The organism is Anaerolinea thermophila UNI-1, from assembly GCF_000199675.1.
Classification (GTDB): Bacteria; Chloroflexota; Anaerolineae; order Anaerolineales; family Anaerolineaceae; genus Anaerolinea; species Anaerolinea thermophila.
In genome coordinates this window covers 900613-924071 of sequence record NC_014960.1, presented here as the reverse complement: position 1 = coordinate 924071, position 23459 = coordinate 900613, and the positions used below count along the sequence as shown (strand labels likewise).

General features: G+C 54.5%; 24 protein-coding genes. 6 read left to right on the top strand and 18 right to left on the bottom strand.

All coding sequences use genetic code 11. From position 1 onward, the window contains the following. Positions 1-20: 20 nt before the first annotated feature. Genes nuoK through ANT_RS04145 form a run of 11 tightly spaced genes read right to left on the bottom strand, consistent with a single transcriptional unit; the run spans position 21 to position 9334 of the window. Positions 21-323: an NADH-quinone oxidoreductase subunit NuoK gene (nuoK, locus tag ANT_RS04195; RefSeq protein ID WP_013559265.1), complete on the bottom strand. Its 303-nt coding sequence runs from the start codon at positions 321-323 to the stop codon at positions 21-23. Position 324: 1 nt separating this feature from the next. After that, positions 325-864 (bottom strand): NADH-quinone oxidoreductase subunit J family protein, encoded by a 540-nt coding sequence (locus ANT_RS04190; RefSeq protein ID WP_013559264.1) that lies wholly within the window; start codon positions 862-864, stop codon positions 325-327. A 31-nt stretch (positions 865-895) separates the two neighbouring features. Continuing rightward, a complete protein-coding gene (gene nuoI / locus ANT_RS04185; protein ID WP_013559263.1) occupies positions 896-1387 on the bottom strand; it encodes an NADH-quinone oxidoreductase subunit NuoI in 492 nt (163 codons plus the stop codon). Positions 1388-1400: 13 nt separating this feature from the next. Further along, positions 1401-2414: an NADH-quinone oxidoreductase subunit NuoH gene (gene nuoH / locus ANT_RS04180; RefSeq protein WP_013559262.1), complete on the bottom strand. Its 1014-nt coding sequence runs from the start codon at positions 2412-2414 to the stop codon at positions 1401-1403. Between the two features lie 5 nt (positions 2415-2419). After that, positions 2420-4909 (bottom strand): NADH-quinone oxidoreductase subunit NuoG, encoded by a 2490-nt coding sequence (gene nuoG, locus ANT_RS04175; protein WP_013559261.1) that lies wholly within the window; start codon positions 4907-4909, stop codon positions 2420-2422. Positions 4910-4924: 15 nt separating this feature from the next. Beyond that, complete coding sequence (gene nuoF, locus ANT_RS04170) at positions 4925-6205, bottom strand: NADH-quinone oxidoreductase subunit NuoF (protein WP_013559260.1); 1281 nt, start codon at positions 6203-6205, stop codon at positions 4925-4927. Next, positions 6202-6723 (bottom strand): complex I 24 kDa subunit family protein, encoded by a 522-nt coding sequence (locus ANT_RS04165; protein WP_013559259.1) that lies wholly within the window; start codon positions 6721-6723, stop codon positions 6202-6204. The genes nuoF and ANT_RS04165 overlap by 4 nt, the downstream gene beginning before the upstream one ends. Continuing rightward, a complete protein-coding gene (nuoD, locus tag ANT_RS04160; RefSeq protein WP_041454620.1) occupies positions 6720-7949 on the bottom strand; it encodes an NADH dehydrogenase (quinone) subunit D in 1230 nt (409 codons plus the stop codon). Before nuoD ends, ANT_RS04165 begins: the two co-directional genes overlap by 4 nt. A gap of 17 nt (positions 7950-7966) precedes the next feature. Beyond that, entirely contained in the window at positions 7967-8479 is a 513-nt protein-coding gene (locus ANT_RS04155; RefSeq protein ID WP_013559257.1) for an NADH-quinone oxidoreductase subunit C, read from the bottom strand. A gap of 25 nt (positions 8480-8504) precedes the next feature. Then, entirely contained in the window at positions 8505-8987 is a 483-nt protein-coding gene (locus ANT_RS04150) for an NADH-quinone oxidoreductase subunit B (RefSeq protein ID WP_013559256.1), read from the bottom strand. Further along, positions 8978-9334 carry an NADH-quinone oxidoreductase subunit A gene (locus ANT_RS04145; protein WP_013559255.1) on the bottom strand — a complete coding sequence of 119 codons (357 nt, stop codon included), beginning with the start codon at positions 9332-9334 and terminating at the stop codon, positions 8978-8980. Before ANT_RS04145 ends, ANT_RS04150 begins: the two co-directional genes overlap by 10 nt. Positions 9335-9631: 297 nt before the next feature. Here ANT_RS04145 and ANT_RS04140 point away from each other — a divergent pair, with 297 nt between their 5' ends. The 3 genes from ANT_RS04140 (at position 9632) to ANT_RS04130 (ending at position 13185) form a co-directional block, all read left to right on the top strand. Further along, positions 9632-10738: a Gfo/Idh/MocA family protein gene (locus tag ANT_RS04140; RefSeq protein ID WP_013559254.1), complete on the top strand. Its 1107-nt coding sequence runs from the start codon at positions 9632-9634 to the stop codon at positions 10736-10738. A 69-nt stretch (positions 10739-10807) separates the two neighbouring features. Then, the gene (locus ANT_RS04135; RefSeq protein ID WP_013559253.1) at positions 10808-11980 is read left to right on the top strand and encodes an MFS transporter; all 1173 of its coding nucleotides are present in this window, start codon (positions 10808-10810) and stop codon (positions 11978-11980) included. Beyond that, a complete protein-coding gene (locus ANT_RS04130; RefSeq protein ID WP_013559252.1) occupies positions 11977-13185 on the top strand; it encodes an MFS transporter in 1209 nt (402 codons plus the stop codon). The genes ANT_RS04135 and ANT_RS04130 overlap by 4 nt, the downstream gene beginning before the upstream one ends. On the opposite strand, the gene lysX is transcribed toward ANT_RS04130, so the two are convergent. The 5 genes from lysX to ANT_RS04105 are packed head-to-tail and all read right to left on the bottom strand — an operon-like array spanning position 13167 to position 18186. Further along, positions 13167-14015: a lysine biosynthesis protein LysX gene (gene lysX / locus ANT_RS04125; protein ID WP_013559251.1), complete on the bottom strand. Its 849-nt coding sequence runs from the start codon at positions 14013-14015 to the stop codon at positions 13167-13169. The genes ANT_RS04130 and lysX overlap by 19 nt on opposite strands. Beyond that, entirely contained in the window at positions 14012-15037 is a 1026-nt protein-coding gene (locus ANT_RS04120) for an isocitrate/isopropylmalate dehydrogenase family protein (RefSeq protein WP_013559250.1), read from the bottom strand. Before ANT_RS04120 ends, lysX begins: the two co-directional genes overlap by 4 nt. Then, on the bottom strand, positions 15034-15528 hold the full coding sequence (locus ANT_RS04115) for a 3-isopropylmalate dehydratase small subunit (protein ID WP_013559249.1): 495 nt from the start codon (positions 15526-15528) through the stop codon (positions 15034-15036). Before ANT_RS04115 ends, ANT_RS04120 begins: the two co-directional genes overlap by 4 nt. An 11-nt stretch (positions 15529-15539) precedes the next feature. Continuing rightward, a complete protein-coding gene (locus ANT_RS04110; RefSeq protein ID WP_013559248.1) occupies positions 15540-16787 on the bottom strand; it encodes a 3-isopropylmalate dehydratase large subunit in 1248 nt (415 codons plus the stop codon). Between the two features lie 13 nt (positions 16788-16800). Next, positions 16801-18186 (bottom strand): hydroxymethylglutaryl-CoA lyase-like TIM-barrel protein, encoded by a 1386-nt coding sequence (locus tag ANT_RS04105; protein ID WP_013559247.1) that lies wholly within the window; start codon positions 18184-18186, stop codon positions 16801-16803. A gap of 328 nt (positions 18187-18514) precedes the next feature. Here ANT_RS04105 and surE point away from each other — a divergent pair, with 328 nt between their 5' ends. From surE to ANT_RS04090, 3 genes are all read left to right on the top strand, one after another. Continuing rightward, positions 18515-19303 (top strand): 5'/3'-nucleotidase SurE, encoded by a 789-nt coding sequence (gene surE / locus ANT_RS04100; RefSeq protein ID WP_013559246.1) that lies wholly within the window; start codon positions 18515-18517, stop codon positions 19301-19303. Positions 19304-19530: 227 nt separating this feature from the next. Continuing rightward, positions 19531-19740 carry a cold-shock protein gene (locus ANT_RS04095; protein ID WP_013559245.1) on the top strand — a complete coding sequence of 70 codons (210 nt, stop codon included), beginning with the start codon at positions 19531-19533 and terminating at the stop codon, positions 19738-19740. Between the two features lie 172 nt (positions 19741-19912). Continuing rightward, on the top strand, positions 19913-20893 hold the full coding sequence (locus tag ANT_RS04090; RefSeq protein ID WP_172634571.1) for an NAD-dependent epimerase/dehydratase family protein: 981 nt from the start codon (positions 19913-19915) through the stop codon (positions 20891-20893). A gap of 75 nt (positions 20894-20968) precedes the next feature. Here the strand turns inward: ANT_RS04090 and ANT_RS04085 are convergent, their stop codons facing one another. Together ANT_RS04085 and ANT_RS04080 are read right to left on the bottom strand one after the other, a co-directional pair. Beyond that, on the bottom strand, positions 20969-22174 hold the full coding sequence (locus ANT_RS04085) for an ABC transporter permease (RefSeq protein ID WP_013559243.1): 1206 nt from the start codon (positions 22172-22174) through the stop codon (positions 20969-20971). Between the two features lie 8 nt (positions 22175-22182). Then, a complete protein-coding gene (locus ANT_RS04080) occupies positions 22183-23451 on the bottom strand; it encodes an ABC transporter permease (RefSeq protein ID WP_013559242.1) in 1269 nt (422 codons plus the stop codon). Positions 23452-23459 lie beyond the last annotated feature (8 nt).

Here is a 23459-nt window from a genome sequence, read left to right as displayed (position 1 = left end):
GTTTCCTCCCAATCCTTGCCTTAACCCTTTAGGGTGTTCATCTGGTCCAGGTCCACACTGCGTTTGGTGCGGAAGATTTCCACCATCAGCGCCAACCCGATGGCAACTTCTGCCGCCGCCACCGTCATGACAAAGAACACTACCACCTGAGCCGAAAGAGCATTATACATGCGGGCAAAGGTGATAAAAGCCAGATTTGAAGCGTTAAACATCATCTCGAGCGACATGAACACCACCAGGGCATTGCGCCGCAACAGAACCCCCAGCGCCCCCAGGGTGAAAAGCACAACTGAAAGGATAAGGTAATAAGACGCAGGGACCATGTCACTCCTTTGCCTCCGGCTTTCGATAGAGTTCTCGTCTTCGGGAGATTTCTTCAGAACGGGCAAGCACCACAGCACCCACTACCGCAACCAGCAAAATGAAAGCCACAATCTGGATGGGCAATACATATTGTGTGAAGAGCACCCGCCCTACTTCTACCGGTGCACCAAAGCCCTTCTCAGGCGCTGTAATTACTCCCAAATCACCCGCGCGTTGCACCACGGACCATCCCAAATTGACCGCAAGAACCAGCCCCAATCCCATGGCAATAAATCGCTGCCAGCGCAAAGGTTCTGCCCCCGGCAAGCGTTCTGCTCCTAAAAGCATGACCACGAACAGGAAAAGGACAATCACAGAACCCGCGTACACGGTGATTTGAGACAATGCGATAAACGGCGCTCCCAAAATCAAGTACAGGATGGCTACTGTAGCGAAATTCAGCACCAAAAACAACGCCGAATACACTGCATTGCGGGTAATCAGCATGCTGATGGCACAGCCAACCGCTACAAACGCCAGCACGAAGAAAACGATGGTCATTCCATTCCCCTCCTGAAGGAGATCCCCCGGCTTAATCTTCCGGGTCTTTCATGGCTGGAACCGCACGGACGTACACGCCGGGCGGAGTCTGCTGAGGCGTAGGTTTTCCGCCCTCGGGAACCGGCTCCAACAACATCTCTTTGGTGTAGATGGACTGATGCCGGTCGGTGAAGGACAACTCGTAGTTATCGCCCAGCACGATGGCTTCGGTAGGACAGGCATCCTCGCAGAAACCGCAGAAGATACAGCGCAGCATGTTGATTTCGTACACCCGGGCATAGCGCTCGCCGGGAGAGTAGCGTTCATCATCGGTATTTTCTGCCGCTTCGACAAAAATAGCATCTGCTGGGCATGCCGCCGCACATAAGGAACACCCGATGCATTTCTCCAAACCGTTTTCGTAACGCTTCAACACATGACGCCCCTTAAATCGGGTACGCACGGGACGTTTCTCTTCCGGATACTGAATGGTTACCGGTTTACCAGTCCATTCTTTTAAGGTGGTCAGCAACCCTTTGAACATACAAACCTCCTGATTACTTCACCAGTAAAACCACCACTGCCGTCACCAGCACCGAAAGCAAAGACAGCGGGAAAAGCACTTTCCAGCCAAAAGCCATCAGGCGGTCATAGCGAATGCGTGGCAGTGTTGAGCGCACCCACACAAACCCAAACAACAGCACGATGGTCTTTGCCAGCAGGACAAACGGGCCAAGATACGGACCGATGACCGGAATTTGATCCACAAAGGGGAAATGGTAACCCCCCAGGAACAGGGTGGCAAAGATCATAGCCACAGCAATCATCTTGATATACTCTGCCATGAAGAACAGCGCGAATTTCATGCCGGAGTACTCGGAGTGATACCCCGCCGTGAGTTCCTGCTCGGCTTCGGGCATGTCGAAGGGTGCGCGGTTGACCTCAGCATACATGGTAATCGCCAAAATGATGGCGGCGCCGGGTTGCAGGAAGATAAACCAGATTTTCTTCTGCGCCTCGACGATGTCCACCAGGCTGAGCGAACCTGCCAGAAGCACCGGAACAATAAAAGAAAAGCCCATGGCGATTTCGTAAGAAATCATCTGCGCAGTGGAGCGCAAACCACCCAGTGTAGCATATTTGTTGTTGGAAGCCCACCCCGCCAGGGTAATACCATAAACCGAGATAGAGGTCACTGCCATGATATACAGTAACCCCACGTTGACATCCGCCAGATAAAGCGCTACCTTCCTGCCGAACAAGTCCACCACCCCACCCCACGGCACGACCGCAGTGACAATCAGCGAGGGGATTACCGTGATGACCGGCGCCAGGACGAACATCACCTTATCTGCATAAGCCGGGATGAGTTCCTCTTTGAAGATGAGTTTCAACCCGTCAGCAACGGGCTGAAGCAACCCCCACGGTCCGGCACGATTGGGACCAATACGCGCCTGGAACTTGGCAATCATGCGCCGTTCAAACAGGGTAGTGTACGCAAACCCTGCAGTCATGAACAGCAAGATAAAAGCCGATTTCAACACCCATTCAAGGATCATTGCGCCATCCATGTTCGCTACCCTTCCTGTACCTCTGCTTTCACGGCATGCAGTTTTACCCCTCGCGGCGCCAGCACAGGCACACCGGCACTACGCGGATAGAACGCCGCTCCCTGCGGGAGGGTTTCATCCAGAACCACCGGCAAAGGACTATCTAATCCTTCAATTTGTACCTGTTCAACGCCGCCCAAGCCTAAGGCCTGCGCGGTTTCAGGATGCAATGCCACAAATGCTGAAACCATGCGTTTTTCTAAGAGACGAGAAGGCTCAACCGTCGTACCGTGATCGTACAGGCGGTTGAACGGCACCAGCCAGAGCATGCCCTGCTGATTCATGGCGGAAAGGTCAAAGGTGCGCTCTGGAAGACGATTGTTCCAGAACATGGGAAGATGCCAGCCTTCCTGTTGACTCAGAGCAGGCAAAGCCACCCCCAAACCATGGCGGTTGTCATAGGCAGTGCCGCCGTAGTAGAGATCACTGCGGCCGACAGGGGGCCATTGCTCTTCCACCTCAGCCAGGCGAGGATATGCCAACCCCTGATAGAGGGAAATTTCAGAAGCAATTTGCTGGAACACCTTGGCAGGGGATGCCATTTCCAGGGCATGCCCCAACTTACGGGCAACCTGCGCGGCAATGACGAAATCAGCGCGGCTGTCCTGCACCGGATAAATCACCGGGTAGAAGCGCTGAACACGGCGCTCGCCGCTGGTGAACGTGCCTTCGCGTTCGGCAAAGGACTGGGCAGGGAAGACCACATCCGCGCGCCGCGCGGTTTCAGTAAGGAAAAGTTCCTGAACCACCACAAACCCCGCCTGATCCAGCGCCTCAGCCAGAGAGAGATCATCCCCCGCAGGGTCGGCGGCGGCAATATACACCGCCGCGGCTTCGCGTACCGTACGGGAGAAGTTACCAACGGTATGGAAGCCCATATCCCAGGCACCCTGAGCGTTGTTCTCTTTCCACACGGCTACCAAACCATTGTTTGGACGTCCGTAATGCCCGCTCTTATAGAGCAAAGTCGCACAGGCTTGAGCCAGCGCATTCGTTCCCAGCAAATCCAGCCCATCCGAACCGTAAAAGACCACCAGGTTAGCCGCTTCGGTCAATTCAGGAACAGCGCCATCCATCAGCGATTGAATAACGCCCAGTTCCTCGCCATAGCGGTAGCGTATGGTTTTGGCAGCGTAGCGTTCCAATCGGGTAACGCGCGCCCCAGCCACCACCAGATACGCCCCGCGCTCAGCCGCGGCTTTCAGGCGCATCCACCAGATAGGGGCTTCTTCGTGTAAATCCGAGGCAATCACCAGCACCGCATCGCCTTTCCCCAGCGAACCGAGATTACTGCCGGGGGTCAAGCCCACCTGCTGGGTCAGGTCTCCACCGCCCATGTGGGTGTACAGGACGGCTTTGCCATTTTGAGCATCTGCCAGTTTGCGCAGGTTGAAGAGATCTTCATTGGAAAGGCGTCCGCCAGCCAGCACCACCAGGTTTTCACCCGCCTGTTTCAGCCCTTGTGCGGCGGTATCCAGCGCTTCATCCCACGAAACCGGTACCAGTTCCCCATTTTTACGCACCAGCGGTTGGGTTAAGCGCTGAGGGCTTTCTACATAGTGGTAAGCAAAACGCCCTTTATCGCAAATCCAGATTTCATTGACCGACTCGTTCTGCCGGGGAAGTACCCGCTTAATCACCAGTTTGCCGCCCGACGCGGCTTCGCGGCGCACGTTGAATGTGAGGTTACATCCTACCGGACAGTGAGTACAGATGGAAGCCACCGGCTTGAGTTCCCACGGGCGAGCGCCAAAACGGAAATCCGCAGTAGTCAGTGCGCCCACCGGGCAGATATCGGTGGTGTTACCGGAGAAATACGAATCGAAACCGGGGTCGGAGTAGGTCACTATCTCCAGCGATCTGCCGCGCTGGTAAAAGCCGATGACCGGATCATCCACCAGGTCCTTCTGGAAACGCACACAACGCGAACACTGAATACAGCGCTCACGGTCTAGATAAATCAACTCACCCAGCGGGACATGCTTGGCGAGGTGCATTTTTTCGTCAAAGAGAAAACGGCTCTCCCCAGGGCCATAACCCATGGTCAGATTTTGCAAAGGACATTCTCCACCCTTATCGCAAATTGGGCAGTCCAGCGGGTGCGAGGTGAGGATAAACTCCAGCACTTCCCGGCGCGCATCAGCCACTTTTTTGTTCTGGGTGATGACCACCATGCCCTCAGAGACTGGCGTGGTACAAGCCGTTTCCAGTTTGGGACCAAAAGAAATTTTTGGCGTACCATCGGCTTCCAGGACCGGCTGGTTGGTGGCACGGTCAATGACCGGACGCCCCACTTCCACCAGGCACATGCGGCACATGCCCACCGGTTCCATTTTGGGATGATAGCAGAACACCGGTACATCAATGCCTGCTTTCTTGGCGGCATCTACAATTAACGTGCCTTGCGGGACACGAACCGTTTTACCATCAATCGTCAGGGTTACTTCGTTTGCCATGAAGCCCTCACATCCTCAATCGCCCTGTGCTACAGGCGCGGTTTGTTGTTTCACTTGTTCGAGAAAATCGGTGCGGAATTGCCGGATCCCCGTCTGTACCGCCATGACCGAGAACTCACCCAGGGCACACAGGCATTTACCGGCAATTTGATTCGCCACATTTGCCAGCAAATCCACATCGCTCTCTACGGCTCTGCCTGCCATCATGCGCTGGGTAATGCGATTCATCCAGAACGTGCCTTCCCGGCAGGGGGTGCACTTTCCGCAGGATTCGTGTTTGAAGAAGTTAACCGTTTTGGACACCAGCCACGCCATGTTGACCGTTTCATCGGCAACAATGACCGAGGCTGACCCCAGTTGCGAGCCAATCGCCGCCACCGATTCATAGTCCATGGGGGTATCCAGAATGGCATCATCGTTGACAGCAATGATGGCGGAAGACGCGCCTGCCGGCAAAATGGCTTTGACTTTTCTACCCTCAGGGATACCGCCGCCGTGTGTATAAATCAACTCGCGGAAGGTGGTACCCAGCGGCAGTTCGTAATTTCCCGGACGGTTGACGTTCCCGGAAAGAGAAAATATCTTCACCCCAGGGCTCTTTTCGGTGCCGAAACTCCGATACCACTGCGCACCTTTCTCAAGAATCGGTGGGAGATTGGTCAGTGTTTCCACATTATTAATGACTGTGGGCTTACCGTACAACCCATATACCGCCGGGAAAGGCGGACGGAGACGGGGTTGCCCAATTTTGCCTTCCAGCGATTCGAGCAAAGCGGTTTCTTCACCGCAGATATACGCGCCCGCGCCCAGGTGAGTGTAAATACGTAAACTGTAGTTCGTACCGAACAGGTGATCTCCCAGCAACCCGGCTTTTTCCAGTTCGGCAATCTTCTCATCGAGTTTGCGGGCAATTTGCCAAAACTCTCCGCGCAGGTAGATATAGGCGCGGTTTGCCTGCACAGCATAACTGGCAATCATCAACCCTTCCAGCAATTGGAAGGGGTTGCTTTCCAGAATTTCGCGATCTTTAAAAGTGCCTGGTTCAGACTCGTCGGCATTGCAAACCACGTAGTGAGGCCAGATGTTATTGGGCAGGAATGACCACTTGACGCCAGTGGGAAAACCCGCTCCACCGCGCCCGCGCAGTCCTGAGGTTTTGACCTCGTTGACCACATCGGCAGGCTGCATCTGGGTGATCACTTTCTTTGCCGCCTCAAAGCCGCCATGCTTCAGGTACACATCCAGTTGGTCGAGATGGGGAATCTCGCGATGGCGTAAGAGAACGTACTGGCTCATGACTGCGCCTCCTTCTCTGCGCGCACTTTCTCGCGCACCTGCTCCATCCATGCCAGGGTCAGTTCCACGGTCTGATTTTCGTGGTACTCAATCTCACCATCCCCCTGAACCTGAAAGACCGGCGCGCGGTGACATGCCGCCAAACACTTCACGGCTTCCACAGTGAAAAGTCCATCCGGAGTGGTTTCGCCTTCGCGAATGCCCAGCCGCTGGCAAAGTTCCTCCAGGAATTTATCTGCGCCGCGCAAGGCACAGGGCAGGTCAGTACATACCTGAATGTGGTAACGCCCGGCAGGTTGATCGTAGTACAGTGTGTAGAAGCCCACAATCGAGGCAACTTCTGTCGGAGACATTTCGAGAATTTCGGCAATATCCTCAAGAGCCTGACGGGGCACATACCCTTCCTTCCGTTGCGCCAGATACAATAACGGCATGACGGCTGAACGTTTGTATTCAGCCGGATACTTTGCCAGAATTTGTTTCACTTCTTCAGGGTAGTTCTGTAATAACTCGTTCACCGGTCCGCATCTCCCAGAACAATGTCAATGCTTCCAATTGCCGCCACTACGTCGGCGATGAACTGCCCACGGGTCAGAATAGGCATGACCTGCAAATTGGCAAAGGTTGGCGTGCGGTAATGCACGCGATAGGGTTTGGGGCCACCATCGCTTTCGAGGAACACCCCCAACTCCCCACGCGGGGATTCGGTTGCCACATATACGCTGCCCTTCGGTGGATAGAAACCCTCTGTCCAGAGTTTGAAGTGATGGATGAGCGCTTCCATGCTCACGCCAATTTCTGAGCGTGGCGGTGGAACATATTTGCGGTTGTTGCTGCGTACGGGCCCATAGGGCAGTTTATCCAACGCCTGGCGGATGATTTTCAACGACTCTTCCATTTCGTCCATGCGCACGGCGTATCGGGCATACACATCGCCCTCAGTGCGGGTGGGGATGTTGAAGTCATACTGCTCATAACCCGAGTAAGGAATGGCTTTACGAATATCGTATGCCATGCCGGTTGCTCGCAAGACAGGACCCGTGACTCCGTAAGCAATGCATTCGTCTCGGGTGATCGTCGCCACACCCTTGGTGCGGTCAAGGAACAATTCGTTCTCATCCAGCAAGTCGTGGTATTTTTGAATTTCGCGAGGCAGTTCGTCAATAAATTTGTACACTGCGGCTTCAAATTCCACCGGCACATCGCGCCACAGCCCACCAGGACGGATGTAAGTCGTCATCATGCGCTGTCCGGAAACCATTTCAAAGATGTCCAGAATCTTCTCGCGTTCGCGCATGGTGTAGAGGAACACCGACATCGCCGCCAGGTCAAGCGCGGAAGTACCCAGCCAGAGCAAATGCGAACCAATGCGGGTCAGTTCCGCCAGAATCACCCGAATGGCTTGCGCTCGCGGGGGGACATCCAAATCCAGTAGCTTTTCCACCGCCAGGCAGTACACCAGATTGTTGCCAATGGGATTCAGGTAATCCAGGCGATCGGTCATCACCTCGGCTTTCTGGTACGTTTTGTTCTCCATGTTCTTTTCCACACCGGTATGCAGAAAGCCGATATCGGGAATGCAATTGACCACAATTTCGCCATCCAGTTCCAGCAGCAGACGCAAAACCCCATGCGTCGAAGGGTGCTGAGGTCCCATGTTGAGCAACATGGTTTCGCCCTGTAATGCCCGCTCCGAGACCAGATGTCTGAGTTCATCTACCGATACTTCACGGATATTCGTCATAAAGCACTCTCCGCGATTCATTCCCGAGGGCGCAATTTGCGCTTCAGGACTTCGTCAATATTGAAAGAGAACTGCACTTCCTCATAGCCCAGAGGGTAATCTTTCCGCAAGGGATGCCCCTGCCAGTCATAAGGCATGAGAATACGGCGCAGGTCGGAATGCCCCTCAAAGGTGATTCCAAACATATCGTACACTTCCCGCTCGTACCAGTTGGCGCCCGGGTACACTTTCTCCACCGTAGACACCGAAGGGAAGTTGCCATTCAGCGGAACACGCAGGCAGATAATCAGCGTTTGAGCCAGCGAGCGGATGTGATACACCACGTGGAAACGGGGTTCCTGCTGAGGGAAGTAATCCACTGCAGTCACATCCACCAGTTGCTCAAAACCATGCTCATCCCGCAGTGTCTGCGCTACCGCGACAATCTGCTCCGGGGGGACAATCAGGGTTACCTCTCCGCGAAACTCCTGCACTTCGAGGTTGAAACGACTCTGCAAGCCTTCCACTACAGTACGCATTTTCTCGTCCATTCTCACCCTTCCTTGTCCTGGAACGTTAAGCCCACTTCACCAGTTTTTCCTTGCGTACTTTGTCATGCAGGGTTAGCACGCCATGGATCAAGCCTTCAGGGCGGGGTGGACAACCTGCCACGTACACATCCACCGGCACAATTTCATCCACACCCTGAAGAATGGCATAATTGTTAAACACACCACCGCAGGAAGCACAATCGCCCATGGCGATGACCCACTTGGGATAAGGCATCTGGTCGTATAACTGACGCAGAACGGGCGCCATCTTACGGCTCACCCGCCCTGCCACAATCATTAAGTCCGACTGACGCGGGCTGGCGCGCATCAGTTCCATGCCAAAGCGGCTCATGTCGTAATTCGACGCCTGAGCCGCCATCATTTCAATAGCGCAACATGCCAAACCAAACAACATGGGCCACATGGCGTTGGTGCGTGCCCAGTTGACCGCTTCCTCGAGCTTCAGGGTCACCACACCCATATTACCGAGTTTTTGCTCTACTCCCATTCCAGCGCTCCTTTCTTCCACGCATACAAATGCGCGACCTCTAAAATCACCACAAACACCACCATTAAGAGAAAACCAGGAAGACCCAGGTCGCGGAAGGCTACCGCCCAAGGCAGGAAAAAGACCACTTCGATATCAAAGAGGATAAACAACACGGCAATCAGGTAGTAGCGCACCGTCATGCGCCGCTGACCAGGACCGTAGGGCACCATACCCGATTCATAGGGCATGGACTTCTTCTCGCTGGGACGCTTGGGACCAAAAAGGTGGCCCAACGCTACGACCAGAAAGGCAAGAATCACAGCAAATACAATGATGACAACCAGGGGGAAATAATCGGTGAGCATGAAAATCCTTCCAAGCCTTACCCAAATTCTCTACACCAGCAAGTATAACACAGGAACAAAAATGGTGGCAAATTTCACAATAATAGGAATGCTTATCCACATTTATCAGGTTTTTTGAATATGGTAAAGAAAATCCAAAAAGAAACAAGAGGGTGTAAAAAGAAACCTTGCCTTTTTTTCGAGTTGAGTCTATAACAGTCCTGGATGTTCGATGTATGTACCAACCTGAAAGACAGGCTCTCGAGGGGGATTGGCTGACCGAAAATGTGTGGCGAAAAACCAAAGGAGGATTGTCCCATGAGTAAAACCGTTCGCGTTGGGGTCATTGGCGTTGGACAAATCGGTAAACGCCATCTTGACCTGTACACTAAGGAAATTCAGGGCGTCGAAGTGGTGGCAATTGCCGACATCAACGAAAGCGAAGCCCGCCGGGTAGCCGAAATGTACAGGATTCCCTACGTTTACACCGATTTTCGCAAACTGCTGGAGCGGGATGACATCGAAGCAGTGGACGTGTGTCTGCACAATAATTTTCACATGCCGGTGACGGTTGCCGCGTTGCAGGCAGGCAAGCACGTGTACTGCGAGAAACCCATGGCTGGCGCTTATGTGGATGCGCTGAAAATGTACCGCACCGCTCAAGAGACGGGCAAAATGCTCTCCATTCAACTCAATACGCTATTTGAAGATGAAGCCAAAGCCGCCCGCGCACTGATTGACCAGGGCTTGCTGGGACACATTTACCACGCCCGTTCGGTGGGTTTCCGCCGCCGCGGACGCCCCTATGTAGATGGATATGGTTCCCCGCAGTTTGTCCAGAAAGCCATTTGTTCCGGCGGAGCGCTGTACGATTTAGGGGTCTATCACATTGCCGCCATGCTGTGGCTGATTGGCAATCCGCGCGTCCTGCGCATTTCCGGGGCAACCTATCAGGAAACCGAGATGGACGCCGAACGCCGCGCCAAAAGTGGTTATGACGTGGAAGAACTGGGGCTTGGACTGGTGCGCTTTGAAGGCAACCTGACCATGGACATTTTTGAAGCCTGGGCAGTCCACATGGATGCCATGCCCGGTTCGGTGATTTTCGGCTCAAAAGCCGGCATCCGCCTGCAACCCTTTGGCTTCTTCTACAGTTTGGGCGATCTGGACATCAACGCCACCGCCGATATAGGCGGGTTCAACTGGCGTCTGCATTCCCTGCGGGCAAATGCTGACGGCTACGACAGCGCCCAGCATCACTGGGTGGCGGCACTTCAGGGACGTGTGCCTTTGCTTCCCACCGCTGAACTGGCACTGAACACCATGCTGATTTCCGAGGGCATCTACCTCTCCCAGAAACGGGGGCGGGAAGTTACTGCCGAAGAAGTCGAAGCCGAGTCGATATCTACCGCTCAACAGGTGTGAGGGAAATAAATATAGCCCTTTCAATGATTGCTCATTGAATCTGATGGGCTTCATAGTAAAATCGCCTGTATGGATACTTTCAACGCTGCTACCCATCCCAACCAGAAGCCTTTACAAACGCTTTGGATGCTTTTCTTCCTGCTGTATGCGAGCATCGGCGTGAGTTTTACGTTTATTAACGTTTATTACGCTTCCATCGGATTAACCGGGACTCAAATTGGCTTACTCAGCACAATTGGCGCATTAACCAGCATGGTAGGCGCCGCGCTTTGGGGATTTCTGAGCGACCGCACCGGGCAGGCGCGGTGGATCATGGCAATCGGCGGGTTTCTTGCCGGCGGGCTCTTTTTCCTGACCCCTCTGATGAGAACCTTCACGGCTCTGGTGATATTGACCATTGGCATCGGGATTTTTGCTTCCTCAGCATTTACTTTGATCGACGCTCTCACCCTCACCCTGCTGGGAGAACACCGCGGGCAATATGGGCGCTATCGACTGGGAGGATCTTTAGGGTATATCCTTACCGCCTCACTGGGAGGGTTCATCTACCAGCGGTTAGGGCTGGCCCTGATTTTCCCGGTATATCTGTTTATCATGATTTTGTTTGGAATCATTTCCCTGCGCCTTCCAGTAATCCACCTGCCCTCTTCCTCGCAACAAAAAGCCTCGCTGAAAGGCATGGTCACACAACCTGCCTGGCTTCTGTTTATGTTTTGTGTCTTCCTGGTGTGGACTGCCAGCGCGGGTTTCCTCAACTTTCTGGGCGTGACCATTCAGGATATGGGCGGCGCCAGCAGTCTAATCGGACTGGCGGGGACGATTGCCGCAATCACGGAAATCCCCTTCATGTACTACAGCGGATGGTTTCTGCAACGGCTGGGAGTTACCCGCATGTTGTGGATTTCCATGGCATTTTATACCCTGCGGCTGGGACTGTATTCGATCATGCCCTCGCCTTACTGGGTGCTGGGAATCAACATGATGAACGGTCCTACCTACGTGTTCTTCTGGAACAGCGCCATCAGTTATGCTTTTCAACTGGCGCCAGCCGAGTATAAAGCCACCGCGCAGGGGTTCTTCATTGCCGTCACCAATTTATCCGCCATGGTTGGGGCTTTACTCAGCGGATGGCTATACGATACCAGCGGGCCAGCAGGCATGTTCCGTGTACTGGGGTTGTTTTGTTTAGCCGCATTTACTTTGTTCGCTTTTAACCGTTCACCTCGCACGGCAACCGTATGAGCCTTTCGAAACCTTCATCCAGCAACCCCAATATCCTTTTTACCCTGTACTTCTTAATGTTCGCGGCGGGGGGAATATACTTTACCTATTTTCTCATCTTCCTCCGCCAATCCGGATTGACCAGTGCGCAAATTGGCGTCATCAACATGTCCGGCGGCGTGGTGGCGTTCTTTGCGTCCACCCTGTGGGGATACCTGAGCGACCGTACCGGCAAAGCCCGCCTGTTGCTGGCATTTGCCATCGCGGCAAACGGTGCAATTGCTCTGCTTTACCCGCTGGCACACGCCTTTCCGGCTTTCCTGGCAATTGCCTGCGTATTTGCGATATTCAATGCCGCCATCATGACTTTAATGGACAGTCTGGCGCTCAATTTGCTGGGCGAGCGCCGCCACGAATATGGAAAATACCGCCTGGGCGGGACGTTCGGCTATATTTCCACTACCCTGACCATTGGATTTCTGTTCGAGCGCATCGGACTGCGCTGGATGTTCCCAATTTATTTCCTGATCATGCTGTTGTATGCCCTGCTTGCCACCCGCTTGCCCGATTCCAGCACCGGCGCCTCGCGTTCATCCCTGCCTTCGCTGAAGGCACTGGGAACGCTTCTGCGCCAACCCGGCTGGGGGGTGTTCCTTGCCACCACATTTCTTATCTGGCTTGCCAGCAGTGGCGCAATCAGTTTTCTGGGCATCAAGCTCAAAGGGATGGGCGCCAGCGACAGTCTGGTGGGGGTTGTGGCTTCAGCGGCGGCAATCTTTGAGATTCCGTTCATGCTGTATTCCGGGCAAATCATGCGCAAACTGGGAATTCCACGGACATTATGGTTTGCCATCATCGGATATATTGCACGGGTGTTCCTGTACACCGTGATTCCAACGCCGGAATGGGCAATTGCCGTCAACGGGTTGAACGGCGTATCTTATGTCCTCTACTGGAATGCCGCCCTGCAGTTCAACAATCAGAACGCGCCGGAGAATCTCAAAGCCACCGCGCAGGGCATTCTGGTTTCGACCATGAACCTGGCATCCGTAGCCAGTGCCCTGCTGACCGGCGGCTTGTACGATGCAATTGGAGCAGATCCCGTTTATTCGTTACTGGCGGGCATCTGCGTGCTGGCGCTCATCCTCTTCACATTGGGCAACCGCCGCCTGGTGTTTCCACCCAGAACAGAGGCTGAGCCTCTGGCTCAAGCCGACCGCACCTGAGAGAGTACATAATCCACCATGCGGGCGGGAATATCCACTCCAGTAGTGGCAATGCTGTTGCGAAACTCCATGGTATGGTTGACCTCGTTGACGGTCAACCCCTGCGGGGTTTCAAACAGGTCAATTGCCAGCAAGCCTTTGCCCATCGCCCAGGCTACGCGCGCGCAAATTTCTGCCAGTTCTGCGGTCACCGGGCAGTTAGATGCCTGACCACCGCGGGCAGTGTTGGTAATCCAGTTCTCCGAGTTTCGGTAGATAGCGCCAATAGCCTCTTCACCCACCACAAAAGCGCGGATATCCCTGCCGGGTTTCTCGATGTATTCCTGAATATAGAAGATCTGGTGATTGACCCCACCCAGGGTGGCTTTATGCTCGATGAAGGCTTCTGCTGAAGCGCGATCGTTGACCTTTGCCAGCAGTCTGCCCCACGAGCCAACCACCGGCTTCAGCACGCAGGGATAGCCCATTTCTTCGCATGCCGCCAGTGCGGCTTCTTCGGAAAAAGCCATCAGCACGCGGGGGGTAGGAATGCCTGCCTGCACCAGAATCTGGCTGGTGACGTACTTGTCGCCACAGCGCTCCGCCAACGCCGGCGGGTTGACCACCGGCACGCCATGCGCGGCGTAAATGCGGGAAATGTACAACCCGCGCGAATACGAAACCGAACGCTCAAAAAGCACATCCACGCCCAAAGGCGGATGAGCGATATCAAAAAAAGTGTCCCCATCGTTAATTTGAACCACATCCACACCCGGACGCCGTGTCAGTTCTTCTAACAGATATTTTTCCTCCACCCGCAATCGGGTAAATAAAAAGCCCACCCTGATCATGGCTCAACCTCTTCTACGTACTGCAAATAACGAATAACTGCTTCAGCCACATCCTGCGTTCCCAGCGTCCCACCAAGGTCTGGGGTTACCTGACGGTCAGCAATCACCCGATGAATGACTAATTCAACACAACGTGCCCACCTGTCCTCACCCAAATAGTCGAGCATCATCGCCGCACTGCCAATTGCCGCCAGCGGGTTTGCCAGATTCTTTCCTGCCAGCGCGGGAGCACTGCCATGCACCGGCTCAAACACCGCCGTATGTTCGCCAATATTTGCCGAACAAGCCAATCCCAAACCGCCCACCAGCATGGAGGCTTCATCGCTGAGAATGTCGCCGAACAGGTTAGTCGTGACAATCACTCCAAAGGATTGGGGAGCGCGTATCAACTCCATAGCGCAGGTATCTACCAGCATTTCATCCACCTGAAGGTCAGGGTACTCCGCACCTACTTCCAGTGCCACCCGCCGGAAAAGCCCGCTGGTCTGGCGCAACACGTTGGCTTTATGAACGAGGGTCACGCGGGGCAGTCTGCGCTGACGTGCCTGTTCGCAGGCTATACGCATGATGCGCGCCGAAGCCCGGCGGGTAATCACCATCTCAGCCACAGCCGTTTCCCCATTCTCTTCCAAACGCTCCCGCCCCACGTACAAGTCTTCGGTGTTTTCGCGCACCACCAGCAGATGAACATCCGGACGGGAAATGGGGTGTGGGATGGAACGGCACGGGCGCAGGTTGGCAAATAAATCCAGTTCCTGGCGCATCCGCAACACCGGCGAGCGGTAATTCGGCACATCAGGTGGGGTGGTCACTGCGCCAAACAGGGTAGCATCAGCTTGCCGAATAAGCGTCAGAGTCTCGGAGGGCAATGGGTCACCCCAGCGCTGATACGCGCCCCAGCCAATCTCACCTTCCAGCCACTCCCAGCAAAGGGGCAGTGCCTCCAGCACCCGCCGTGCAGCACGGATGACTTCCGGACCAATACCATCGCCGCCCAGTAAAGCAATTCGATAAATCTTCATGATGTCAATTCCTCAATGTCGTGTTCGCGTAAAAAGCGCACCAATCCGCCGGCTTCCACAATTTTGAGCACAAATGCCGGCAAGGGGTTGGCAGGGTAAACCTTCCCCTGGGAGAGATTGCGAATTTCGCCGCGGCTCAAATTCACTTCAATCTGGTCGCCGTCCTCAATCTCGACCGCCTGAGGGCATTCCAGAATCGGCAAACCAATATTGATGGCGTTGCGGAAGAATATGCGCGCAAATGAAGGGGCAATCACACACTGAACGCCCGTGCCGCGGATGGCAACAGCGGCATGCTCGCGTGATGAACCACAACCGAAGTTTCTCCCGGCGACAATGACATCCCCCGGTTGAACCTGAGCGGCAAACTCCGGACGAATTTCACAAAAAGCCTTTGCCGCCAGTTCTTTCTCGTCAATGGTAATGTTGTAACGTGCCGGGATAATTTCATCGGTATTCAAATTTTCGCCAAATTTCCAAGCCCTTCCCATATCTCCCTCCACTACAGGTATTTTCGCGGATCGGTAATGCGCCCTTCCAGCGCAGTCGCCGCCGCCGCGGCAGGACTGCCCAGATAGATTTCGGCCTCTGAACTGCCCATACGTCCGATAAAATTGCGGTTCATGGTGGTAAAGGCGCGTTCTCCCGGGGCAAGCACGCCGCCGTGTCTGCCCAGACAGGCACCACACCCCGGCGCATTCACCGTGCACCCGGCTTGCAGAAAAACCTCGATCAGTCCGTTTTGCATGGCTTTTTCATAGATAGTCTGACTGGCAGGAGTCACCAGCACCCGGGTAAAGCGATGCACCTGCCTGCCACGCAATATCCCGGCGGCAATTTCCAAATCCTCATAGCGCGCATTGGTACAGGTACCGATATACACTTCATCAATGGGCAAGCCCTCCACTTCGCGCAAGGGTTTGACCTGATCCACGTCCGGATGGCAGGCAATCTGCGGCTCCAGACCACTCACATCGATCTCGACTACCCTTTCATAACGGGGCTGTTCAGCCCGAAACACCTCAAACGGGGGCTGGGCGCGAGTTTCCTGCGCCAAATACTGCAGGGTAATTTCGTCGGGAGCAATCAGTCCACACTTTGCCCCCAGTTCTACGGACATGTTGGAAAATACCAGGCGTTCATGCATGGGCAGATTTCGGATGTACGAGCCTTCGAACTCCAGCGCTCGATAGGTAGCGCCGTCCATTCCCAGCACCCCCGCCAGGTACAGCATCACATCTTTGCTGTAAACGCCGGGTGCTGTTTGTCCTTCCAGGCGAATCAAAATGGTCTCCGGAGTACGGAACCAGCACTTGCCAGTAACCCACGCGGCACCGATTTCGCTCGATCCAAGTCCGGTGGAGAAACAGCCCAGTGCGCCATAGGTGACCGTGTGGGAGTCGGCGCCGATCACCACCCCTCCGGGACGCACGAAACCCTCTTCAATCATCACCTGATGACACACCCCGTGATGGTAAAAGTGCCGGATACCCTGCTCACGCATGAAGCGCAAAATTTTCTGCTGATTCTCTGCCGCCAGCAGATTGGGTGCCGGGTAGGCGTGATCAAAGTGGATGACAATCTGATCCGGATTTCGAATGGGCTTACCAATTTCCCGAAAGGCTTTGATTGCCAGGGGAGTGGTGTTGTCATGGCTCATGATGGTGTCCACATCCAGCAAGATGATTTCCCCGGCTCGCACCGATCTGCCCGCACGGCGGGAAAAAATTTCTTCTACCAGCGTTCCCATTTTGTCCTACCTCCTAAGCGAAACCATTTTCAGCATGTTTTTTCAGCACCACCCGCGTCTCGGTCTGTTTGACTCCCGACATGGCGCGGAGTTCTTCAATAAAGTTGTTCAGTTCCAGGGTGTTGGGCACCTTGATGTACGCGGCAATATCCTGTTCGCCGGTTATTTCATACACACTGGAGACGTACTTGAGGTTTTTCAGGCGGCGCACTACCGTTCCGGTATAGACATGAGATTCCACCGAAACCATCACGATAGCATGAATCTCGCGCGGAAAGATATCGTAACGTTTGCCGGTCACCTGTTCGGCAATCTCGACGATATCGGCATCATGAAGGATTTTGCGCTCATCTCCAACCCGTTTGATTTCTTCGACAATTTGTTCCAGGGCTTCGCCGTCCACCTCCACGCCATACTCTGCCAGACGCGCCGCTACCGCCCGCTTGCCGGTGTATTTGTCAATGACAATACGCCGCTCGCGCCCCAGTATTGCCGGGTCAATGCTCTCATAGGTGCGCGGGTCTTTGAGCACCCCATTGGTGTGCACGCCGGATTTGTGTGAAAAGGCATTCAAACCGGTGATGGGTTTGTTCGGCGCCAGGAAGAACCCGGAAACGCGCTCCACGTACGCCGAAAGTTGCGGCAAAGCGCGCACATCGTAGCGCTGAATACCCATCAGGTTGTGAAGCGCCAGCACCGTCTCTGCCAGATCGGGAATGCCGGTGCGCTCGCCCATACCATTGACGGTGGTATGGATGCAATCCGCACCCGCACGGATGCCCTCCAGAGCATTGGCAAGCGCCAAACCGTAATCGTTATGGCAGTGCAAATCTATCCTGCAGGGGAGCAAGCGCTTCTTCAACTCGGTGATACGCTGGAACATCTCATGCGGGCGCAAAATCCCCAGGGTATCGGCAAAACTGATGCGGTCAGCCCCGGCTTCAATGGCGCTGTTGCAAGCCCGCACCAGAAACTCAAAATCGGTGCGGGAAGCGTCTTCCGGGGTATAGCGCACCTTCAATCCCAAACTGCGGGCAAAGCGCACATGTTCTACAATCGTATGAAGGGCTTCTTCTTCCCCTTTGCCCATCTTGGCTTCCAGATGAATGCGAGAAGTGGGATAAAACACCACAACCCGCTGAACACCGCAGGCATGGGCTTTCTCGATGCCCGAACGGGTTGCCAGAGAATGTGCCACGATCTCGGCACGCAGTCCCAGCGAGGCAATGCGCCGCACGGCTTCGAACACACTGGGAGAGACACTGGGATCGCCTGCTTCGATCATCTCCACCCCCACCCGATCCAGAAGGCGGGCAATTTCCACCTTCTCCTCAACGGTGAAGTTGACATATGGGGTTTGCTCTCCTTCTCTTAAAGTGCTGTCCAGTATTTCCACCATGATGGTTCCTCCTTGGCGAGAAAATCAAAAAACTCCCCGGGCTTGGGGAGTTTTTGGCGCAAATGAAACGTTCTTCTGGTTGCTTAAACGCCGCTAACCCACTTGCCCGGAGGGTGTGGGGAAGATGCGCTTGACGCGCTTATCGGCGGTTAAGCCAAACCAGCAAACGGAAATCATATTGGACGCAAGTATAACAACCGCGGAAATTACGTCAAGAGGGGCAAAGGGTCATTTTTAAGCAATTTTTTTACCCATTCATAACCCAGCCTTCAACTATCGTTAACGCACAGCAGGTAAACTTTAAGAAAAAGGTAACAAAGAGATTCGTATGCACATCATGGTCACAAATGACGACGGCATCAATGCTCCGGGCTTGCTGGCACTGGCAAATGCCATGAAACCCCTGGGGCAGGTCAGTGTACTTGCGCCGGAACGTAACTGGTCTTCGTCCGGACACGTGCGCACGCTGGACAGGCCCTTACGGGTGAAAAGCGTTCAAATGGATCACGAACTGACCGGGCACGCCTGTGATGGCGCACCCTCCGATTGTGTGGCGCTGGCAAACGCCGGATTTTTTAACGAAAAAGTCGATCTGGTCATCTCAGGCATTAACTCTTCTGCCAATCTGGGACACGATGTGACCTACTCCGGCACAGTCACTGCCGCCATGGAAGCGGCTATCTGGGGCATTCCCGCTATTGCCTTCAGCCTGGATATTCCGGAAACACTGGAAACACCTCCCGATTATTCCACTGCGGCGCGGGTTGCTCGTGAAATTGTCGCTGCCACCATCCAGTACGGCTTACCCCCGCACCTCTTGCTGAATGTCAATATCCCCTACCTCCCCTTCGAGGAAATTCGTGGGGTACAAATTACCCGCATGGGATTGCGGGTGTATCATGATCAACTGGATCGGCGGCTGGATCCCCGTGGACGACCGTATTACTGGACTATCGGCGGCAGTCCTACCGGCGTCCCTGAACGCGGCACCGACATCGGCGCCATCCATGAAGGGTACGTCAGCGTGACCCCGCTGCAACTGGACCTGACCGCCTTTCACTTCATCCCGGAAATGAATACCTGGCAGTGGAATGGGCTGTCTTCTAAAGGCAGTTAAAAAGGAATTTTGTGAATTTGACACCAATTTCTCAAATTTCCTTGACTTAATGGGAGAGGTGGTTTAGAATACTGTTCAGACAGATGCTGGTTCGTTCGCGTTGGGAAAGCAGGCGGTTCGAGGGCAGTTCATGTCCTCGGGCTTTTTTTATGTAAGAAGGCAGTACCGATGGAACACAAAAAGCATCACCAAAAATATTTTTTTATGTCATAAGGAGACAAAAAACAATGTCAGAACGCATCATCGGTACAGTCAAGTGGTTCAACAGCGAAAAAGGCTACGGCTTCATTTCCCGCGAGAACGGTCCGGACGTCTTTGTCCACTACAGCGCCATTGAAGGCAATGGTTACCGCTCCCTCAACGAAGGGCAGACTGTGGAATTCAAGGTCGAAAAAGGGCCCAAGGGTCTGCAGGCTTCTCAGGTAACCGTTCGCTAAGTCGAACCCTTCACAATGAAACCAACATCCCGCCAGCACTGGCGGGATGTTTCGTTTTGTCCGCAAAATGGTCGAATTTTCCCGCCACTGTTTGAAAAAATATGCTAGGATGGATATCAGTTATTCCCAATGGTTGAAATCTTTCGGAAAATTTTTTTACTGGAGGGATACCATGAAAGTCTGCGTTGTGGGTGGAAGCGGCAATATCAGCACCAGCATTGTTCGCCTGCTGGTCTCGCTGGGACATGAGGTGTACTGCTTTAACCGCGGAAAAAGCCGTCCAGTTCCTGAAGGCGCAAAAACCCTGACTGGAGACCGCAACGACCGCGAAACCTTTGAAAAAATGATGCAGTCTTACCACTTTGATGCCGCTATTGACATGATGTGCTTTACCCGCGAGGATGCCGAGAGCAGTGTGCGCGCTTTCCGCGGGGTAAGCCATTTTGTGCAATGCTCTACCGTTTGCACCTATGGGATTGATTACGACTGGCTGCCGGTGACCGAGGATCACCCGTTGCGTCCCATCACCCCTTACGGACGCGGCAAGGTAGAAGCGGATCACGTCTTCCTGGAAGCCTATCACCGCGAAGGCTTCCCGGTGACCATCATCAAGCCGTCTACCACGTACGGTCCCATCATGGGGTTGCCGCGGCAAATTGCCTGGGATTTCTCATGGATTGACCGCACCCGCAAAGGTAAACCGATTGTGGTGTGTGGGGATGGCAACGCTCTGCATCAATTCCTGCATGTGGATGACGCTGCGCCGGCTTTCGTCTACGTGCTGGGGCGGGAGCGCTGTCTTGGGCAGGTGTACAACATGGTGGCACGCGGCTTCACCACCTGGGCAGAGTTTCACCGCACTGCCGCAAAGGTATTTGGAAAAGAGATTGAACTGGTGGGCATCCCCTTTGCCGACCTGAAACGCATGAATGTACCCGAATTTGGCATTTGCGAAGAGATTTTTGCCCACCACGTCATTTACAGCGCAGAAAAACTCTTCCGCGATGTACCCGAGTTCCAGCCGCGCATCCGCCTGGAAGAGGGAATGGCGCAGGTATTTGAGGCGATGGAGCGTGAAGGACGCATTCCCAACTCGGACGCCTTGAAGTGGGAAGATGACATCATCGCCCGCTGGAAAAAAATTTACCAGTAAACATGCCTGAAAAAATGAATAACACAAGAGCGGAACCGGGAATGGTCTCCGCTCTTTTCACACTTCTTCCCAGCGTCATGCCAACTGCTTGCGGAAGCGCCAGATGCCTAACGCAAAGAAAACTGCGGCAAAGCCCAGCAGTACCCCCGCTTCCAGCCAGATATCCTGCACACTCCCCGCCCGCAGGGTCAAATCGAGCATGCCCTGCATTGCCCAGGTAGTGGGCAGAATCTTCACCACATTCTGCACGGCTGGCGGGAAGAGTTCCAGCGGATACCAGCACCCGCCCAGCAATGCCATCACCATTCCCAGCATGATGCTGAGATTGTTGGCTTGCGAACTGGAACGCACCAGCGTTCCCAAAAACGTACCGAACGCCGCGGCAGCCAAAGCGCCCGCCGTGAGCACGACTGCCAGACCGAGAGGCTCTCTGCCCCAAGGAACTTTCAAGGCGATGATGCCAAAGCCAACCAGCAGAGCCATTTGCACCAGCGCCATCAGCACCTGCCCAAGGATTGTCCCTGCCAGGAATGTTCCTGAAGACGTGGGCGTGGTCATCAGGCGCGCCAGGGTGCGGCTTTCGCGTTCAGACACCATCAAAACCGAAATGCCAAACAGAGGGATGAACACCCAGGTAATCAACTGCCCGGCAGAAGAATTGGTGCGCGGATCGTAGGGGATTGAATCAGGGGCGTTCTCCCGCAGCACCATCAGCCGTTCAGGCGTTGCTTCCTGCAGTTGAACGGCGAGCCGATGCGCCTCTTGAAAGTACGCCAAACGCTGATTTTCATTCTCAAACGGGCGAATGCTCTCCGCCTGTTCTACGGCAAACTGCGCCGCCTGCAGGCTCTGAGTGACTGTCCGAATGGCTTCCTGCACCGAGCGGCGTACCGCCAGCGCGGTGATTTGATTGGGCTGTTCGTAAAAAGTCAAAGGCAGGCTCTCCCCGCTTTGCAGGCGCTCTTCAGAAACCCCCTCTGGAATAAGCATCCAGAAGAGGGTTTTGCGCTCCCGGAAACGCTGTTCGGCATCCTGGCGGCTGGTTTCAATCGGGCGTACCACCGGCGATTTTTCCAGTTGTTGCAAAATCTCGCGGGACAGAGGAGTTTTGGCTTCATCCACTACCAGCAATATCGAGCGGTTATCGGAGTTTTCGTTGGGCGTTCCCAGAGAAAGCACCACTGTGAACACAACAGGGAGGATCAGAAAGAACAACCACTCGACTGGCGAAGAAAACCGCAAGAGAACGTCTTTCCAGATGATTGCCAGAATCTTTTTCATCTCTGCCCCTATGCCTGCACCAGTTGACGGTTGCGCGAAAACGCCCACACCGACACAGCAAACAACACTCCGCCCATCACCAGCAATCCGGTGAGTGTGTAGGATAAATCGGTAAGCCCGCCTCCACTTGCCAGAATGGCAAAGCCGTCCATTCCCCAGGCATTGGGGGTGATACGGGCAAGTGTCTGCAGGAAAGGCGGAAACTGCTCGGTGTTGAGAAAACTGCCGCCCAGAATACCAAACACCAGCATCACCGCCGAGCCAATGGCGCTCACCTGCCCGGGAGTGCGGGAAAAGGCGGTGATCAGCAACCCCCAACCGGTAGCGGCAAAGGTGGCGCATAACACCAGCACCACAACCCCCAGCGCATCGCCCCATTTCAAGCCGAAAATCAGCGTGCTGGCACCGATGAGGATAAACAATTGCGCCACACCGGTCAGGTACACCCCCAACATCTTCCCGCCAAAAATCTGTGCCACGCTGGCAGGCGTGGTCAGCAGACGCTGTAAAGTGTGCTGGCGGCGCTCGGCAAGGAAGGAGCGCCCGCCATAGGAAGCAGTGAACATCAGAAACATCAGCGCCATGCCCGGCGCCATGTACGCCATGATATCAAACTCTACTTCCTCTTTGACTTCCTGATTTGCAACCTGAAGGGTCAACCCCGTATCGCTCTCATCTTTCTCCACCGATTGTCTCATCTGCCGGGTAATGGCTTCGATCTGATCATACGAAGCCAGCCCGGATTGAAGCATCTGGAGGATGGCTGTGTGCCCCTGAATACGTCCCGCTTCCACCCGACTGAGAAATTCCCGCAGAATGGCTTCGAGAATCATCGCACTGGTCGGGCGGGCAGGGTTAGCGTAAAACTCAATCTGCACAAGAGGGGACGGCTGCCAGGTATTGCCACTTTGCACAGGAATGACACTGCGGGTGAAGCCCGCGGGAATACGTACCACGCCGGCAATTCGATCCTCTTCCACCGCTTGGCGCGCGGCAGATACATCCTGCACCACTTGCGGCTCCAGCAGATCAGCCAGTTCTGTCGAGGTGAGCACCTCCACCAGGGCATTGCCCAGTTCTTCTCCATCTTCATTGATAATCCATACCGGAATATCGCGAATACCCGTATTGCTTCCGGCAGGGGTAGTCAGGCGCCCGGAGATTAACGCCATTCCCATGATTAACGCAAAGGGGGCGATCAGTAAAAAAAGCAGGGCGGCACGGTCTCGGAATGCCAACCGCAGGTCTTTCCATGCAATCAACCAGAGGCGTTTCATGGTTCCCC